Source organism: Microbacterium sp., assembly GCF_043427715.1.
Lineage (GTDB): Bacteria > Actinomycetota > Actinomycetes > Actinomycetales > Microbacteriaceae > Microbacterium.
Genome location: NZ_JBHWTD010000071.1, coordinates 1 through 13,695 on the forward strand (window position 1 = coordinate 1; position 13,695 = coordinate 13,695).

The following is a 13,695-nucleotide window of genomic DNA, read 5'->3' on the forward strand; positions in this document are numbered from 1 at the left end:
TTGGAAGGACGAGTACAACCATCACCGCCGGCACTCATCGCTCGGCTACCTACCCCCGGCCGAGTACGCTCGGCAGTGCACCCATCACATCGAAATCGACGACTCACAGACCGTCCGGACCGAATGAAGGGGGCGGCCCACCCCCATTTGATGCCCCCTGCCCGCGACCGTACCGACAAGGGGGACAATCGTGCAACCGTTCGTGGCCTAGCTGTCCGGGGGGCGGTTCGGGACGTGATGTGCTTCGAAGGACGCGCGCTCGCGCAATTTGATCCTTCGCAGTTCGTCGGGCGCGAAGGACGATCCGGTCACGTCTCGAAAGTGGGCCCGGCCTGTCACTAGCAGGTCGGCGACCTCGCGCGTAACTCCGAGCGTCACTGAGACTGCGTCGATTGTCATCCCAGATTCGACGGCGCGATTGAGTGCGCGGTCGACCTCTGCTGCGGCTAATACTGAAGCGAGCGCAGCGTCGCGCGCTGAGTGAGCTAGCTCCGCGAGCTGCGCGGACGAATCGTGTGCTTCCTGACTATCCACTAGCGCCTCCAAGCGGTGATGTGTCACCATAACCCGCGGGGGAAGCCATTCAATGGCCTTTTGGGGGAATCAAATAGCGCGAGTCTCCATCAGACCCAGGGCGCTTCAGTAGTCGTCGACGCGTTTGGGCGCGGCGGTCTTTTCGATCATCGTCATGGTGTCGTTGAGGCGTTGCACCAGTCGGGGGGCGGCTTCGGAGTTCGCGGGTAGCTGCATGGACGGCACGACCTCGCTGAGCGCGATGCGGTGCATTTCCGTGAGTAGGGGTGCGGTGGCCGGCGTGATCTGGTTGGACGCTTGGGCGTACTGGGTGAACGCGCGGAGCTCGGCGAGCCAGGCGGCGGCGCCGCGGTTCGTGGCGGCGACGGTGCGGCCTTGGGTGAGGGCTTCGAGGGCGGTGTCTTGGTCGTAGTCCTGGATGGGAGCGTCGTAGAGCTCACCGCTGCGTGTGACGATTTTGACCCGGTTCAGGGGTGCGTCTGGGGTGATCTGCTCGAGCAGATTGCGGGTTCCGTTCCAGCCTCGGTCGTGTTGGTCGAGTGTGGTCCAGCGGGGTTCTCCCCCGGCCTGGTGGTCGGTGAAGTAGCGGCCGGCGGCGGCGATGAGGCTGTCGCGGCGTGCGGTGGCGAGTGCGACGATCTCGGTGCGGAATCCGGTGTCGCGGAAGTTGCGGGCGGTCGCGAGGGTGAGCGAGGGGGTGTGGAAGGTGCCCTCGAGTTGGAGGGAGTGGCGATGCTCTCGTGCGTAGTCGATCGCGTTCTTGACCCAGGCCGCGGTGGCTTGGGAGAGGATCGGGCCGGCGTCGAAGGGCCGATCGCGGACGAGCTGCGCATATTCGGGGTGGAAGGCGCGGAGGTTGTCTCCTGAGAGGGGGACGATTCCGGGGTAGTCGCGGGCGATGCGGGAGGTCGCTTGCGATTTGCCTGCGCCTGGTTGGCCGCCGACGAGGACGATGGTGGGTTCGGCTTGGGGTGCCAGGTTGTCCGGGAAGTAGTAGGGCCGGATGTCCTCGTCGAAGATGCGCTGGAGCTCAGCGGGAGTGAGGGGGTCGCCGAGCATCAGATCGCCTGTGCAGACAGTTCCTGGATGCGCGATTCGATGAGAGCGGCGTGGGTGTCGATCGACTGCCGGTCGTACCCGTCGACGGCGAGGGTGTCGTCTTTCCAGCGGATCATTTCGGCACGGATGCTGGCGGCGTTGTCCGGGTCAGTGGTGGAGCGCGCGGTGTTGACCAGCAGGTGCGTGAGCATGGTGTGCCGCTCCTGCATCTTGTCGTAGGCGACGGTGTCGTTGGTTCGCCATGAGCCGCTCATGTCTTTGCCTTCCGTCGTGGTCAGGGTCCACTTTACCGAGGGGGGTGGACAGGCTCAGGGGACTGGCGGAGAAGCAATATTGAAGGTTGCGCTATTCGCAAGCACGCGTCGATCCGCTCATGCCTTTGAGCGACAGCTAGCTGTATGAGGCCATGACGTTGCTGACTCGCGTCGGTGTCGCAGAGGCGGGCGGTTGCCCGTCGTGAGCGCCGTGGGGACGGTGATAGTTGTAGTGCCGGTTCCACACTTCGAGCGCGGCAGCGCGTTCGGCTTCTGAGCGCCAGATGCGCGCGTAAAGAAACTCTTCGGCGAGGATCCGGTTGTAGCGCTCGACTTTGCCGTTGTGTCGAGGCGTGTATGGCGTGATGCGCTGGTGTCGACTGTTCCCGACTGCGTCGTGGAAAGCTGCGGATCGGTAGCAGGAACCGTTGTCGGTCACGACCCGCTCGATCCCGGCGATGCCGTGCTTGGCGAACCAAGCTCTTGCACGTCCGAGGAACGCGACGGCAGTGGCGGCTTTCTCGTCCGGCAACGCTTCGGTGTACGCGAGTCGGGTGTGCCCGTCGATGGCCGAATGCAGGTAGACGTACCCAGTCTTCGTACCCCGGGTCTTCTGACGTGCGACAGCTTTGGCTTTCTCGCTGCCTTTGCCGTGCACACGCCACCCGCCGCCATCAGGGTGAATCGGCCTGACTTTCGTTCCTATCGGATTGCTTGTCCGGCAGGTGCCGGTTGGGCTGATTCCAGGTCAGCGTAGTGCGCGTCCTCGACCTCGATCGGAGTGCGCATGTCGAGCTCTCCGTGGAGCCGCTGGTTGTTCCACCACCAAACCCATTCGAGGGTCGCGAGCTCGACCTGCTCGACCGTCCGCCAGGGCCCGCGCTGGCGGATCAGCTCGGTCTTGTAGAGGTTGTTCACCGCCTCCGCCATCGCGTTATCGAACGAGTCGCCCACGGTCCCCGTGGAGGGGACGGCGCCGAGCTCGACGACGCGGTCGGTGTAGACCATCGCCATGTAGTTCGAGCCGTGGTCCGAGTGGTGGGTCAGCCCAGTGAGGTCGCCGCCGGCTCCCCAGGCGGCCATGTCCAGCGCCTGCAGCGGCAGGGCCTCGGCCTTTAGGGTGGCGGCGACGTTCCAGCCGACGATGCGGCGGGAGTAGACGTCGGTGACGAACGCGACGTACGCGAACCCTGACCACGTCGCGACGTAGGTCACGTCGCACACCCACAACCGTCTCGGAGCGTCGGCAGTGAACCGTCGGTTGACGAGATCGGTCGGCAGCGACAGCGTCCGATCGGTCTTCGTCGTGAACACGCGCTTGGACTTCTTGACGCCACGAACCCCAGCGAGGCGCATGAGGCGTTCGGTCTGGTCGCGGCCGATGTCCCACCCTTGCCGGCGCATCAGGGCGTGCATCTTCCGGCGCCCATAGACGCCGTAGTTCTCCGCATGCAGGCGGGCGACCTCCGGGATCAGGAGGTCGTCTCGCAGCTGCCGAGCCGACGGCGCCCGGCCGACCGCGGCGCGGTAGCCGCGGGCGGTGAGGAAGCCCTGGACTGCCGGTCGGAGGACGCGGCAGATGAGCTCGACCCCGAAACGATCCCTGTGTTCGTTGATGAACCGGATCATCTCGGTCAGGGGCGGTCGAGCTCCTTCGCGAAAAACACGCTCGCAGCCTTGAGGATCTCGTTCGCCTTGCGCAGCTCGGCGTTCTCCTTCTGCAGTCGCTTGATCTCCGCCGCCGCGTCAGTGGTGAGTCCGGGCTTCATACCGGCGTCGACCTCATACCGGCGCTGCCACAGCCGCAACGTCTCCGGGCTCATCCCGAGCAGCCCTGCCACGTGACGCACCGCGCTCATCATCGTCGGGTGCTCCGGCCGCGCCTCCGCGAGCATCCGCAGCGCCCGCTCACGCATCTCCGGCGAGTACTTCCTGTTCATCGAGTTCCATCCTTGCTTGAAGAACGGAACGAAAGTCAGGCCGATTCAGGGATACGACCGACCTTCTTCACGTCCAGGTGCACCATGTGGCCGGGACGTTTGGTGGTGATGCGTTGCGGTTCCCGATTCAACTCGCCGTTGGGGTCAATATACTTGCGCTGGTTCAGGCCCAGCTGCGCGAGGAGCCGGGTGATGGTGCGACGACTGACCGGTGTTCCTGCTTGCTCGAGCTCGAATGCGATACGGGACGCTGGCCATTTCTGTTCTCGTCGCATTGACTCGATCTGCTCCACGAGGCGGCCAGGCGTTGCAGATGGTTGACGGATCGGCGACGACGAGCGGTCCTGTAGACCGAGCTTCCCGAATCGTTTGTATCTGTTGACCCATTTCGAGGCGGTCGCGCGGGAGATCCCCATCTCTGCGGCAACATGAGAAATAGGTCGAGTCCGACAGCGCGCGACGAGTCGACGACGACCTTCGACCGTCAGTGGCGAATTTGCGTGCGTCACTTGACCACCTCGCTCTCGACGGGTGCAATCAGCCGAATAAGCGGAACTGCGAGCAGCAGTGCCGTGGTGGTCGCGAGCGCGGCTACCCAAACGGGTCCGAGCGCGCCCGGCATGACGCTGAGTGCGGCGGAGGCGAGCACGGGACCGGCGGCCGCGCCAACGTTGAGTGCCGCTGTCGCGTATGACCCTGCCATGGTGGGTGCACTCGCCGCGGCATAGAGCACTCGTGTGATCAGCGTGCTCCCGACGGCGAACCCCACCACACCCTGAGTGAATACGAGCCCGAGCAGGGCAACGGGGTTCGTTGCAAAGAGGGCCAGCGCGACCCACCCGAGCACCAGAACGCTGCCACCACCGACGATGACGATCCTGGGTCGGGCATCCGAGAGTCGTCCCGCAACGGTGACGCCGATGAAGGAGCCGACGCCGAAGAGCACAAGGGCCAGCGGTACCCACCACTGGCTCAGGCCGGCGGTGTCCGTAACGATCGGCGCGAGATAGGTGAGCGTGGCGAAGGTGCCGGCATTCACCAGGGCAGCGAGCAGCATCGTTAGAACGAGGCGCGGGGAGGACAGCTGCGCCAGTTCCACACGCAGCGAGGTCGAGGACGACTCCTCCCTTGACGAGTCGTGAACTTGAGTGTTGAAGCCCGCGGCAATGCCGATCGCAGCGGGGACGCAGAGAAGAGCGATCGCCCAGAACGTCGACTGCCAGCCGAGTGCCGTTCCAAGCAGTGCACCGGCGGGGACGCCGGCGACGGTGGCGACGGTGGTACCCGCCAGCAGAACCGCCACGGCCCGCCCTTTGGCATCGGGTGCTACGAGTCTCGTCGCCGCACCCAAAGCGACCGCCAGGAAGCCTGCATTCACGATCGCCGCGATCACGCGCGTGATGAACAGAACCGTGAAATCCGGCGTAAGTGCCCCGACGACGTGGGATAGCGCGAATACGATCGCGCAACCCAGGAGTGTCGCCTTCACGGGGAGGTGACGAGTGAGCGCGGCCATCGCCGGTGCACCGATCACCATCCCTGCGGCGAACGCCGATGTCAGGAGACCAGCGGTCCCCACGGAAACGCTGAAGTATGTGGAGATGTCGGGCACGAGGCCGGCGAGCATGAATTCGGAAGTACCCATGGCGAAGACCACCAGGGCAAGAAGATAGAGAGCGAAAGGCATCGAGATAGCTCCGAAGCGAGAGTACGAACAAGAGAACGTCTCGTCACCACGGTCAGCGCCCAGAGGGCACCCGGATGCCGTGCTGCGCGCAGCACTGGGCAACAGAGAGCTAAGGGCTCAGCGGAGGTGAGGGGCTGACGGCGTGACCGAAAGCCCCTGAGTGTCCGATTCAGGGCTCGACATACCGCTCACCTTACCTGGCTGCGCCGCCAGCCCCAAGAAGTGTCAACAACCTCCTGGCCAGCAACAGCTAGCAGATCGTCGTCCGCCGAGTGTGGTGGGCTTGTACCTCTCCTCTGTTGCGGAGATCTCCGGGCAGGCGCGTCCCGCTGACGAGAGCCACAAACTCCAGGCGGAGTCTCTTCGGTGGTTGCTCTGATCACGTCGTTCGATACACTCGGAATGTGCATTTGTACTTCCTGTGACGGCTGAGTAAGGCCTACCGCGCTCGTTGAGTCATCCGAGCCTGCGGCGGCCGCTCGTTCTCGACCCTGCACGGGTCGCCGTCACCTTGCGCACCCTCGCACGCTTCATAGCCGTGCGGTGCGTCGTTTCCGAAGGATACGAATGCTCTCCCTCAACACCCCTCTACCAGCGCGCCATCGCGCGCAGCTCATCGCCTCCGACGTCTCCGTAACGCGCGGAGCCACCCCCGTCCTCAGCCACGTCGACCTCACGGTCACGGCCACCTCGCGAGTAGCGATCGTGGGCGAGAACGGCCGGGGGAAGTCGACGCTCCTGCACGTCCTCAGCGGCGCTCTCACCCCGGACAGCGGAGTAGTGCAGCGACTCGGGACGGTCGGCATAGCCGAACAAGAGATGCCGACCGGCGGCAACCGCACAGTGGGCCAGGCGGTCGCGGAAGCGATCGCGCAGCCGCTCGCCGCCGTTGCGGCCCTCGATTCGGCCGCGGTGTCACTCGCCGCAGGCGTCCCCGGCGCCGAAGAACGATACGCCGCCGCATTGGAACACGCCGAAGTCCTCGATGCGTGGGATGCCGAACGGCGGGTGCAGATCGCGTTGGAAGCACTCGACGCCGAAACGGAGCCATCCCGACGCCTGGACGACCTCTCCGTCGGGCAGCGCTATCGAGTCCGTCTGGCGTGCTTGCTCGGCGCCGACGACGATTTCCTGCTCCTCGACGAACCCACAAATCACCTCGATCGAAGCGGCCTCGAGTTTCTGACCACGCAACTGCGGTCGCGAAACGGCGGCGTGGTCGTCGTCACCCATGATCGCGCGCTGCTCTCCGACGTCGCGGAGACGATCGTGGACCTCGACCCGACCCCGGATGACCGGGTGCGCGTGTACGGCAACGGTTATGCCGGCTACCGCGAGGGCCGGCGCGCCGAGCGCGAACGGTGGGAGCACGAATTCGAGCGACAGCAGACCGAGCTCGCGCGGCTGCAGGACAGTCTCAGCTCGGCGCAGAACCGACTCGTCTCGGGGTGGCGACCAGAGAAGGGAACCAACAAGCACGGACGGGCCACGCGCGCGGGCGGGCTCGTGCAGAGCGTGCATCGCCGGCAGGAGCAACTCGAAGCGCACGCGGTGACTGTTCCCGAGCCGCCGCAAGTGTTTCGCTTCCCGGAGCTTGCGACCCGAACCGGAGCGGTGCTGTTGAGCGTGGAGGACGTGACCGTGACCGGCAGGCTTACGCGCCCGGCGGCGTTCTCTCTGTCACACCGCGGGCGTCTCGTAGTGACCGGACCCAACGGGGCCGGCAAGTCCACACTGCTGAGCGTCGCAGCGGGAGACCTCCGCCCGGACACCGGCACCGTTCGTCGCCCGCAGAACGTGCGGCTCGCTTTTCTGCGCCAAGAGTCGGAGCTGCCGCTGGATCGTCGCGCGAGCGAGTTCTACGCAGCCCACGTCGACGCGCTCGTTCCATCGCGTGAGGCAGTCGGTCTCTCGCAGCTCGGGCTCCTGCGCGCCCGCGAATCGAGCAAGCGGATAGGTGAGCTGTCGATGGGCCAGCAACGGCGCCTCGAGCTGGCCCTGGTGCTCGCCACCAAGCCGCACGTGCTCTTGCTCGACGAACCGACCAACCACCTATCGATCGCGCTCGTCGACGAACTGACCGACGCGCTCAACGCCACCCAAGCGGCTGTTGTCGTATCCACCCACGACCGGCAGCTTCTCCGCGACGTCGAAGGCTGGCCGGCACTGCAACTGGAAGCTACGACCGAAAGCGAGGCGCTCGTATGACCCGCGAGACTCCCGACCGGCTGCGGGCGCTGCGCCCTCTCGCTACCCGCGACTACCGGCTGCTGTTCGCGGCCGTCGGTATCGAAGTCTTCGGCACCGGCATGTGGGCCATCGTCATGGTGTTTCAGGTGCTCGCACTCGACGACAGCCCCCTTGCCCTGTCAGCCGTCGCTACCGGGCTCAGCCTCGGCCTCTTCGCTTTCTCGGTCCTCGGCGGGGTGGTAGCCGATCGCTTCTCGAAGCGGCGGATCATCATCACCGTGCAGGGACTCACCGCGGCGGTCATGGCCGCCGTCGCGGTGCTGTCCCTCACGGGCGCGATCGAGTTGTGGCATGTCGGGCTCGCCTCGTTCGCCATGGGCGCGGGTAGTGCGTTCTTCTACCCGGCCTACAGCGCCTACCTCCCCCAAGTACTACCGCCCGAACAACTGCTCGCCGCAAACGGGCTCGAAGGGGCTCTCCGGCCCTCGATGGGGCAGGGCCTCGGACCCGCCCTCGGAGGGATCATCGTCGGGGCGTTCTTCCCCGCCATCGGAGCGGTCATCGTCGCCGCGTCCTACGCAGTCGCGTTCGTCATCACACTGTTCCTCAGCCGCCGGGAGGAAACCACCGAACCGGAACAGTCGCAGCAACGCACGAGCGTGTGGGGCGACCTCAAAGCCGGGGTCCGCTACGTCGCCCGCACCCGCTGGCTGCTATGGACCCTGATCTTCGGATCATCCCTCGCGCTCATCATCCAGGGCCCAATCGAGGTACTTCTCCCCTTCCTCACCCGCGACCGATTCGACGACGCCGAAGCAACGTTCGGACTACTACTCGCCGCCTACGGAATCGGAGGCGCCATCGGATCGCTCATCGTGTCGTCACTCAAACTGCCCCGGCGATACCTGACACTGATGATCGGCCTCTGGGGCGGCGGAACCCTCCCGCTCGTGCTCATCGGCCTCGCCAACAACCTAATAGTGATGCTCGCCACACTGTTCGCGGTCGGAGCTGCCACAGGAGCCGGCGTGGTGATCTGGGGCACACTGCTTCAACGCCTCGTGCCACCCGAAATGATCGGCCGTGTCGCCAGTCTCGACTTCTTCGTCTCCATCGCGTTCATGCCCGTCTCGATCGCCATCGCCGGGCCCCTATCGCTGATCGTGCCGATACCAGCCATCTTCATCGTGGCCGGCGTCGCGCCGACGCTGCTCGCCATCGTCGCGCTTCTAGCCGGACGCATGCGGGACGTCGAGACGAGACACCCCCTGGACACTTGACCCAGCGCCGCACTGCGTCCCTGATTGTTAGCGTCCTGGAAGGAATTGACTCGGCTTGGAGTTCTCGGGCCGCGGCTGCCTGAACCCACTCCGATGTGCCCTCAGCGGGGGAGGAAATCTGCTCTCGCGGCGACGAACTCGGAATTGTCGCGTTGCGAGAACTGCGACCATCGGCTCGCTGTCTGCGGCGTGATTCCCATCTGAACGGCCACGATAGCGGCGGGGAGGTCGCTAGCGAGGGCGAGCATGGCGTAGTTCCGGGCGATCCGCGGGCTGACCCCGGCCCGCGCTATCCACCGTCCGAGGGTCGTGGGATGGATCGGCTCGTGGTGTCGTCGGGGAGATGGGAATAGATACGATCCCTCACCGGCTCGCCGAGTCGCCCCCGGATTCTGCTCAGCTTCTTTCACGAGCTGCGCGAAGAGTTGAGCGACCGAGTTCGGGATCTCGATGGGTTCTGTCGATAGCGCGAGATACGTTCGTCCTCCGGCTGTACTGGTGTCGACAGTGGTGAGCCGGTGGATGCGGTCGGTTCGAGCTCCGTAAAGGAGCACGAGCAGCGCGGCAACCCTGGTCGCGAGGCTCACCGTGTCGTCCGACCCGGCGATAAACGTGCGGACCAGAGCGTGATGCTCGTCCTCCCCGCTGACCTCGCTCGGCCTGGCCTGCTGTCCGCGCTCGACGCGGAGTCCCGGATACTGGCCGGTGGACCTGAGCCACGAGATGAACGGTGCGATGTCGCCGGTGCGGGCTGCGTTGCCGCCGACCCACCGGTCTAGGACCTCCTGTGTCAGCGCGGAGAAGCCCGCCCCTTCTTGCTCGACGTGCTGCAGGAGTCGCGCGGCCGCGCGGATCCGTTCACGCGCGGAATCTGCGACACCGACCGTGGTACGGCGGCGTCCTGCCCGCCGCCGCACAGTCCGCAGCACCTTCCATTGTGCATAGGGAGTGATCTCGGCGGCATGGTGTGAAGGAAGCTGGATCAGGTACTCGTCGACCCATGTTTCGAGCCGCTCAGTCTGCTCATCTCGTACCGGGAGAACGCCGACGTCGACCAGGAGCGCACGGAGATGATGTCGCGCCTGCCCAGGCGGACACGCGTCAACGCGCGCATGCGTGATCGACTCTTCCGACCCGATCGCTCGGAGCAGAGCTCTCGGGGTGGGCTTGAGCAGCCATCTCATGGTCGAGTCCACGCAACCTCGATAAACGAGCGCTTCCGGGAGCCCGGCCAAACGCCCGGGGATCACCCCCGTCGCGGACGCGAGGAGGTCGCCAGCGGCTCGAACGACGGAGCAGCGGATGCAGGTGTTCTCGAAGTGCTGCTCACCCGGGGCGCCACACGTGGCACAGACGTAGTCGCGCGTCGACCCTGCACACGGCCCGCAAACGCGCTCCCCTCGGTCATCGCGACCGATGAGCGCTTTCACCTGCCCACAAGACCCGCAGCCGTCGGGGTGGCGGAGCTCGCGTCGATAGCACACGCCGCATATAGACCCGAGGGGCCAGGTCGTATGAACCGCGCGCTTCTCACCGCAGATGGCGCACTCGGCGATGGGGGTGCGGTAGCAGCTGTGGCACAGATCTGCTACGCCATTCTGGTGGCGGGTTGCGACGCGTCGCTCCCGTCCGCATTGTCCGCACGCTCTGACCGGTGCGGAGTAGCAGCGCTGGCAGAGATCCTGACCGTCCACGATGGCGGTGACGTGATCGACACGGCCGCATCCCGCACACGCCCGCTTAGGGCGCGCGCAGTGCCCGCAGAGTGGTGCGCCGTCCTCGGCTCGAGCGCTGGGCGCACGGATGCGACCACAGCGCGAGCACTCCATACGTCGGCTGACGTTGTAGCACGGTCGGCAGAGCCCTCCACCGTCGGGGAGTCGTTTCACCCGCGGGGCGCGGCTTCCGCACTCGGAGCAAGGATGCTCCGGCACCACGGTCATTTCGAATGCCCGGGCCGATTGATCGTCGTTCGGCGGGCGGATACTCGGCTCTTCCGCGGGATGACTTCCCCGGAAGCCTTCCTGGCGGACGCCTCGACGATGCGGGGTTCGATGAGGTCGTTGGGTGTGCACTCAAGGATGTCGCACAGCGCGATCAGCGTAACCATGCTCAGGCGCTGCGGCTGACCCGTCACCAGCCGGTAGGTCTGCTCCCGGGAGAGCGCGACACCACGCTCAGCGAGCAGCGGCTGCAGGTCCGTCGTGGCGAACATTCCACGCTCCGCCATCTTCGCTCGCAGATGCCAGACGTAGTCCATCTCTTTCACCGTGCTGCCTCCTCGAAGTCGGCGCCGTAGCGGGTGTGAATAGCTTGGGTGAGCAGCCGGTTCCGGTACTCGTTAGAGACGCCGACGTAGATCGCGGTCGTCGAGGAAAACGAGTGCCCCACCTGCTCCTGAATGAACCGCTCCGGGTAGTCGAACTCCACCAGGTGCGTCACGTACGAGTGCCGCAACGAATGCAGATCCAACGAAGAGTCGATCCCCGCGGCATCACGAGCTGTACAGAACGCTTCGTTCGCCGCACGCCTGCTCAGCCTCGTGCCCCGTTCGGTCACCCACAGAGCAGGCGACGAACTCGACGATGACGACAACGCCGGCCGAACCTCATCGAGGTAGTGCGCCAGCGTCTCCGCGATCCAGCCCATCTCCGGAACGGTGAGCACCGTGCGCCGCTTCGACGGGCCCCCGCGGCTCGCTTTGCCATGGCGCACCGACAGTGCACCGAATCGGTCTAGGTGCGGCAGCTTCGCGTTGCGGCGGAGATCCACGAGATCAAGCATGACCGCCTCACGTCTTCGCAACCCGAACGCATAGACGCACTTGAGAAGCGCGGCGTCCCGCACGGCCTGAACCGCACCCTTTCGCCGTCGCGACAGGATCCGTGCGGCGAGCCCGTCGGCCGCATCGAACAGCGCCTGGACTTCGTCGAATGTCAACGGTCGCCGCGCGGCATCGCCCTCGTACTCGCTGACATGCACAATCGAGTTGTCCTCATGGAACACCTGTCTGGGTGCAGCGCCAAAACGCGCTTCACACTCGGACAGCCAGGGATATCGAGGATCAGTGATGTACTCGCAGAACATCTTGATGTCGATCTCGTATCCACGCAGCGTCGATAGCCGCAACGGCTTCACGCCCGAGCGCAGCTCACTGATCCACGCCTCCGCCTCCGCCGGCGTCCATTGCCACGGGTACATACCCGTGAAGTCCACGAACCGGCGCACGAGCCGCTCTCTCGCCGCAATCGTCGGAGCCTTCAAGAAGCGAGCAATCTGCTGGGCTCGCCACCCATTCAACATCCCGTCGAGCACGGCTCCCTCAGGGTCAAGATGAATGACATTCCGCGCGGAGACGAGCCGCTGCGCAGACGATGGATCAACTTCAAGCACATCCTCATGATGCATCCAATACAACATTGATGCAAATGAAGTACTCTGGGTGATCAAGAGTGGCGCAGAGACCCCCGGCCCCCTCGACATCCTTCTTGAGCTCAGGCTCTACCGCGCGGGCGATCGCGCTTCGCGCGTTGCATCGGATGGCAATATCGCCCGTTTGGTGAGCCGCTTGATCTGGTCGGGCTGGAAACCCGACCAGTGATCGTCGTCATCGACCACGACGACGGGGGCTTGCCGGTAGCCGAGTTCCTCGGTGACGTATTCGAGGGCGGCGGGCACCTCGGTGATGTCGACCACCTCGTATTCGAGGTGCGGGCTGTCGAGGGCGCGATAGGTCATTTGGCACTGCATGCAGTTCGGCTTGGTGTAGACGGTGATGCTCATGACCCCTCCTGATGTGTGAACCCGTTCCTGGTAAGCGGAGCTAGACCGGTTCGAGGGAGTGGCGCGCAACCTGCAAGGCGACGCCAGTCGGCCCCGGAGGGCTAGCGCGCCGCGACCGTCCGGTCATGCTGGAGCGGCAGGAACGGGTTGCGCTCAGGAGGGTGCGGGCGGGAGTCATCGGGACATTCCGCGGGTGTCTGTTGCAGGGATCGCGTCCGGGCCGGTGTGGATGATCCGGGGCTTGGTGATGGGCGCGGGATCATCGGTCGGTGTGTTCTCGGGCTGGGGCTCCTTGGGCTCGGTCATGGCGCGCAGCTGCGCGTCGATGCGTTCAAGGTTGGTTCGGGCTTCCTGGAGGGCTTCGCCGTGCTTGAACGGGGCGCTCAGAGAGCGGACGGCTTCGGCGTGGGCGTGGGTTTCGGCGGCGATCTGCTGCTCGGTGTGTTCGATGAGCGAGGGGAGGTTGGCGATGCGGTGCTCGAGCATCCGGATCGCGCCGATGTCTTCGGGGTCGGTGAGTTTCTTGCGGTCGACCTTCACGGTGGCGGCGGGGATACCTTCAAGCCCGAACTCGACAAAGACGGTGCCGAGGTCGGTGCGGGTGCGCGCGGTGATGGGGAAGCCGGAGATCTCACCGATGATTCCCTTGGTGGTGTCGTAGCCGGGGCGGGCGTAGTGGATGCCGGCTGATCCGGCCCACCGGATCAGGGCGGCGGCGGCGTCGACGCGCTTGTCGCAGTGGCGTCCGTAGATCGAGATGCGGAAATTGTCGCCGGCGAGGTCGCGCACGCGAGGCGCAGCTGCGGCGTAGGCGGCGAGGTTCGCGTTGAGGATTCCGAGGCGTTGGTCGGCGTTGCGGATGGTGCCGTCGAGGGTGGAGCGGTTGCGTTGCCAGGCGCGCTCGAGGCGTTCCAGCCGGGAGGACTCGTTGATAGCGATGGACCGTTCCAGCAGAAGCGGGTTGCCGC

Annotated in this window: 12 protein-coding genes and 2 pseudogenes; 3 read left to right on the plus strand and 11 right to left on the minus strand. The window is 65.5% G+C overall.

The window, feature by feature from the left end; all coding sequences use genetic code 11:
* A partial coding sequence (locus ACHFGS_RS07625; protein WP_394289330.1) for an integrase core domain-containing protein occupies positions 1 to 127 on the plus strand: 127 nt, incomplete at its 5' end.
* A gap of 512 nt (positions 128 to 639) precedes the next feature.
* On the opposite strand, the gene ACHFGS_RS07630 is transcribed toward ACHFGS_RS07625, so the two are convergent.
* From ACHFGS_RS07630 to ACHFGS_RS07655, 6 genes and pseudogenes are all read right to left on the minus strand, one after another.
* Positions 640 to 1,593, minus strand: coding sequence for a zeta toxin family protein (locus ACHFGS_RS07630; protein ID WP_394279129.1), 954 nt, complete (start codon positions 1,591 to 1,593; stop codon positions 640 to 642).
* Positions 1,593 to 1,847, minus strand: a complete 255-nt coding sequence (locus tag ACHFGS_RS07635; RefSeq protein ID WP_394279130.1) for a hypothetical protein — start codon at positions 1,845 to 1,847, stop codon at positions 1,593 to 1,595. Before ACHFGS_RS07635 ends, ACHFGS_RS07630 begins: the two co-directional genes overlap by 1 nt.
* A 136-nt stretch (positions 1,848 to 1,983) precedes the next feature.
* Positions 1,984 to 2,526 (minus strand): annotated as a pseudogene (locus ACHFGS_RS07640) (integrase core domain-containing protein); the annotation flags it as partial.
* A 23-nt stretch (positions 2,527 to 2,549) separates the two neighbouring features.
* Positions 2,550 to 3,787 (minus strand): IS3 family transposase gene (locus ACHFGS_RS07645; protein WP_394289325.1). Its coding sequence is split into 2 segments (ribosomal slippage): positions 2,550 to 3,502 and positions 3,502 to 3,787, totalling 1,239 coding nucleotides; the frame shifts between segments, so codons are not numbered across the junction.
* A 44-nt stretch (positions 3,788 to 3,831) separates the two neighbouring features.
* Positions 3,832 to 4,296: pseudogene (locus ACHFGS_RS07650) on the minus strand (helix-turn-helix domain-containing protein); the annotation flags it as partial.
* Complete coding sequence (locus ACHFGS_RS07655) at positions 4,293 to 5,474, minus strand: Cmx/CmrA family chloramphenicol efflux MFS transporter (RefSeq protein ID WP_217316632.1); 1,182 nt, start codon at positions 5,472 to 5,474, stop codon at positions 4,293 to 4,295. The gene ACHFGS_RS07655 and the pseudogene ACHFGS_RS07650, both read right to left, overlap by 4 nt.
* A gap of 567 nt (positions 5,475 to 6,041) precedes the next feature.
* On the opposite strand from ACHFGS_RS07655, the gene ACHFGS_RS07660 reads away from it, so the two are divergent.
* Together ACHFGS_RS07660 and ACHFGS_RS07665 are read left to right on the plus strand one after the other, a co-directional pair.
* On the plus strand, positions 6,042 to 7,682 hold the full coding sequence (locus ACHFGS_RS07660; protein ID WP_184219691.1) for an ABC-F family ATP-binding cassette domain-containing protein: 1,641 nt from the start codon (positions 6,042 to 6,044) through the stop codon (positions 7,680 to 7,682).
* Positions 7,679 to 8,944, plus strand: coding sequence for an MFS transporter (locus ACHFGS_RS07665; protein WP_194384530.1), 1,266 nt, complete (start codon positions 7,679 to 7,681; stop codon positions 8,942 to 8,944). The genes ACHFGS_RS07660 and ACHFGS_RS07665 overlap by 4 nt, the downstream gene beginning before the upstream one ends.
* Before the next feature lie 101 nt (positions 8,945 to 9,045).
* Here ACHFGS_RS07665 and ACHFGS_RS07670 read toward each other — a convergent pair whose 3' ends face one another.
* The 5 genes from ACHFGS_RS07670 to ACHFGS_RS07690 form a co-directional block, all read right to left on the minus strand.
* Positions 9,046 to 10,140, minus strand: coding sequence for a hypothetical protein (locus ACHFGS_RS07670; RefSeq protein ID WP_071329987.1), 1,095 nt, complete (start codon positions 10,138 to 10,140; stop codon positions 9,046 to 9,048).
* A gap of 743 nt (positions 10,141 to 10,883) precedes the next feature.
* Positions 10,884 to 11,204 carry a helix-turn-helix transcriptional regulator gene (locus tag ACHFGS_RS07675; RefSeq protein ID WP_071330018.1) on the minus strand — a complete coding sequence of 107 codons (321 nt, stop codon included), beginning with the start codon at positions 11,202 to 11,204 and terminating at the stop codon, positions 10,884 to 10,886.
* A 5-nt stretch (positions 11,205 to 11,209) separates the two neighbouring features.
* Positions 11,210 to 12,337 (minus strand): tyrosine-type recombinase/integrase, encoded by a 1,128-nt coding sequence (locus tag ACHFGS_RS07680; protein ID WP_239264827.1) that lies wholly within the window; start codon positions 12,335 to 12,337, stop codon positions 11,210 to 11,212.
* A 108-nt stretch (positions 12,338 to 12,445) separates the two neighbouring features.
* Positions 12,446 to 12,727 (minus strand): glutaredoxin-like protein NrdH, encoded by a 282-nt coding sequence (gene nrdH, locus ACHFGS_RS07685; RefSeq protein ID WP_394278604.1) that lies wholly within the window; start codon positions 12,725 to 12,727, stop codon positions 12,446 to 12,448.
* 174 nt (positions 12,728 to 12,901) lie between these two features.
* Entirely contained in the window at positions 12,902 to 13,516 is a 615-nt protein-coding gene (locus ACHFGS_RS07690; protein ID WP_394278603.1) for a hypothetical protein, read from the minus strand.
* Positions 13,517 to 13,695: the final 179 nt, after the last annotated feature.

Excerpts from the sequence above, each read along its gene's own strand:
- ACHFGS_RS07630 (WP_394279129.1), bottom strand. The coding sequence starts at position 1,593 with ATGCTCGGCGACCCCCTCACTCCCGCTGAGCTCCAGCGCATCTTCGAC.
- ACHFGS_RS07635 (WP_394279130.1), bottom strand. The coding sequence starts at position 1,847 with ATGAGCGGCTCATGGCGAACCAACGACACCGTCGCCTACGACAAGATG.
- ACHFGS_RS07655 (WP_217316632.1), bottom strand. The coding sequence starts at position 5,474 with ATGCCTTTCGCTCTCTATCTTCTTGCCCTGGTGGTCTTCGCCATGGGT.
- ACHFGS_RS07660 (WP_184219691.1), top strand. The coding sequence starts at position 6,042 with ATGCTCTCCCTCAACACCCCTCTACCAGCGCGCCATCGCGCGCAGCTC.
- ACHFGS_RS07665 (WP_194384530.1), top strand. The coding sequence starts at position 7,679 with ATGACCCGCGAGACTCCCGACCGGCTGCGGGCGCTGCGCCCTCTCGCT.
- ACHFGS_RS07675 (WP_071330018.1), bottom strand. The coding sequence starts at position 11,204 with ATGGACTACGTCTGGCATCTGCGAGCGAAGATGGCGGAGCGTGGAATG.
- nrdH (WP_394278604.1), bottom strand. The coding sequence starts at position 12,727 with ATGAGCATCACCGTCTACACCAAGCCGAACTGCATGCAGTGCCAAATG.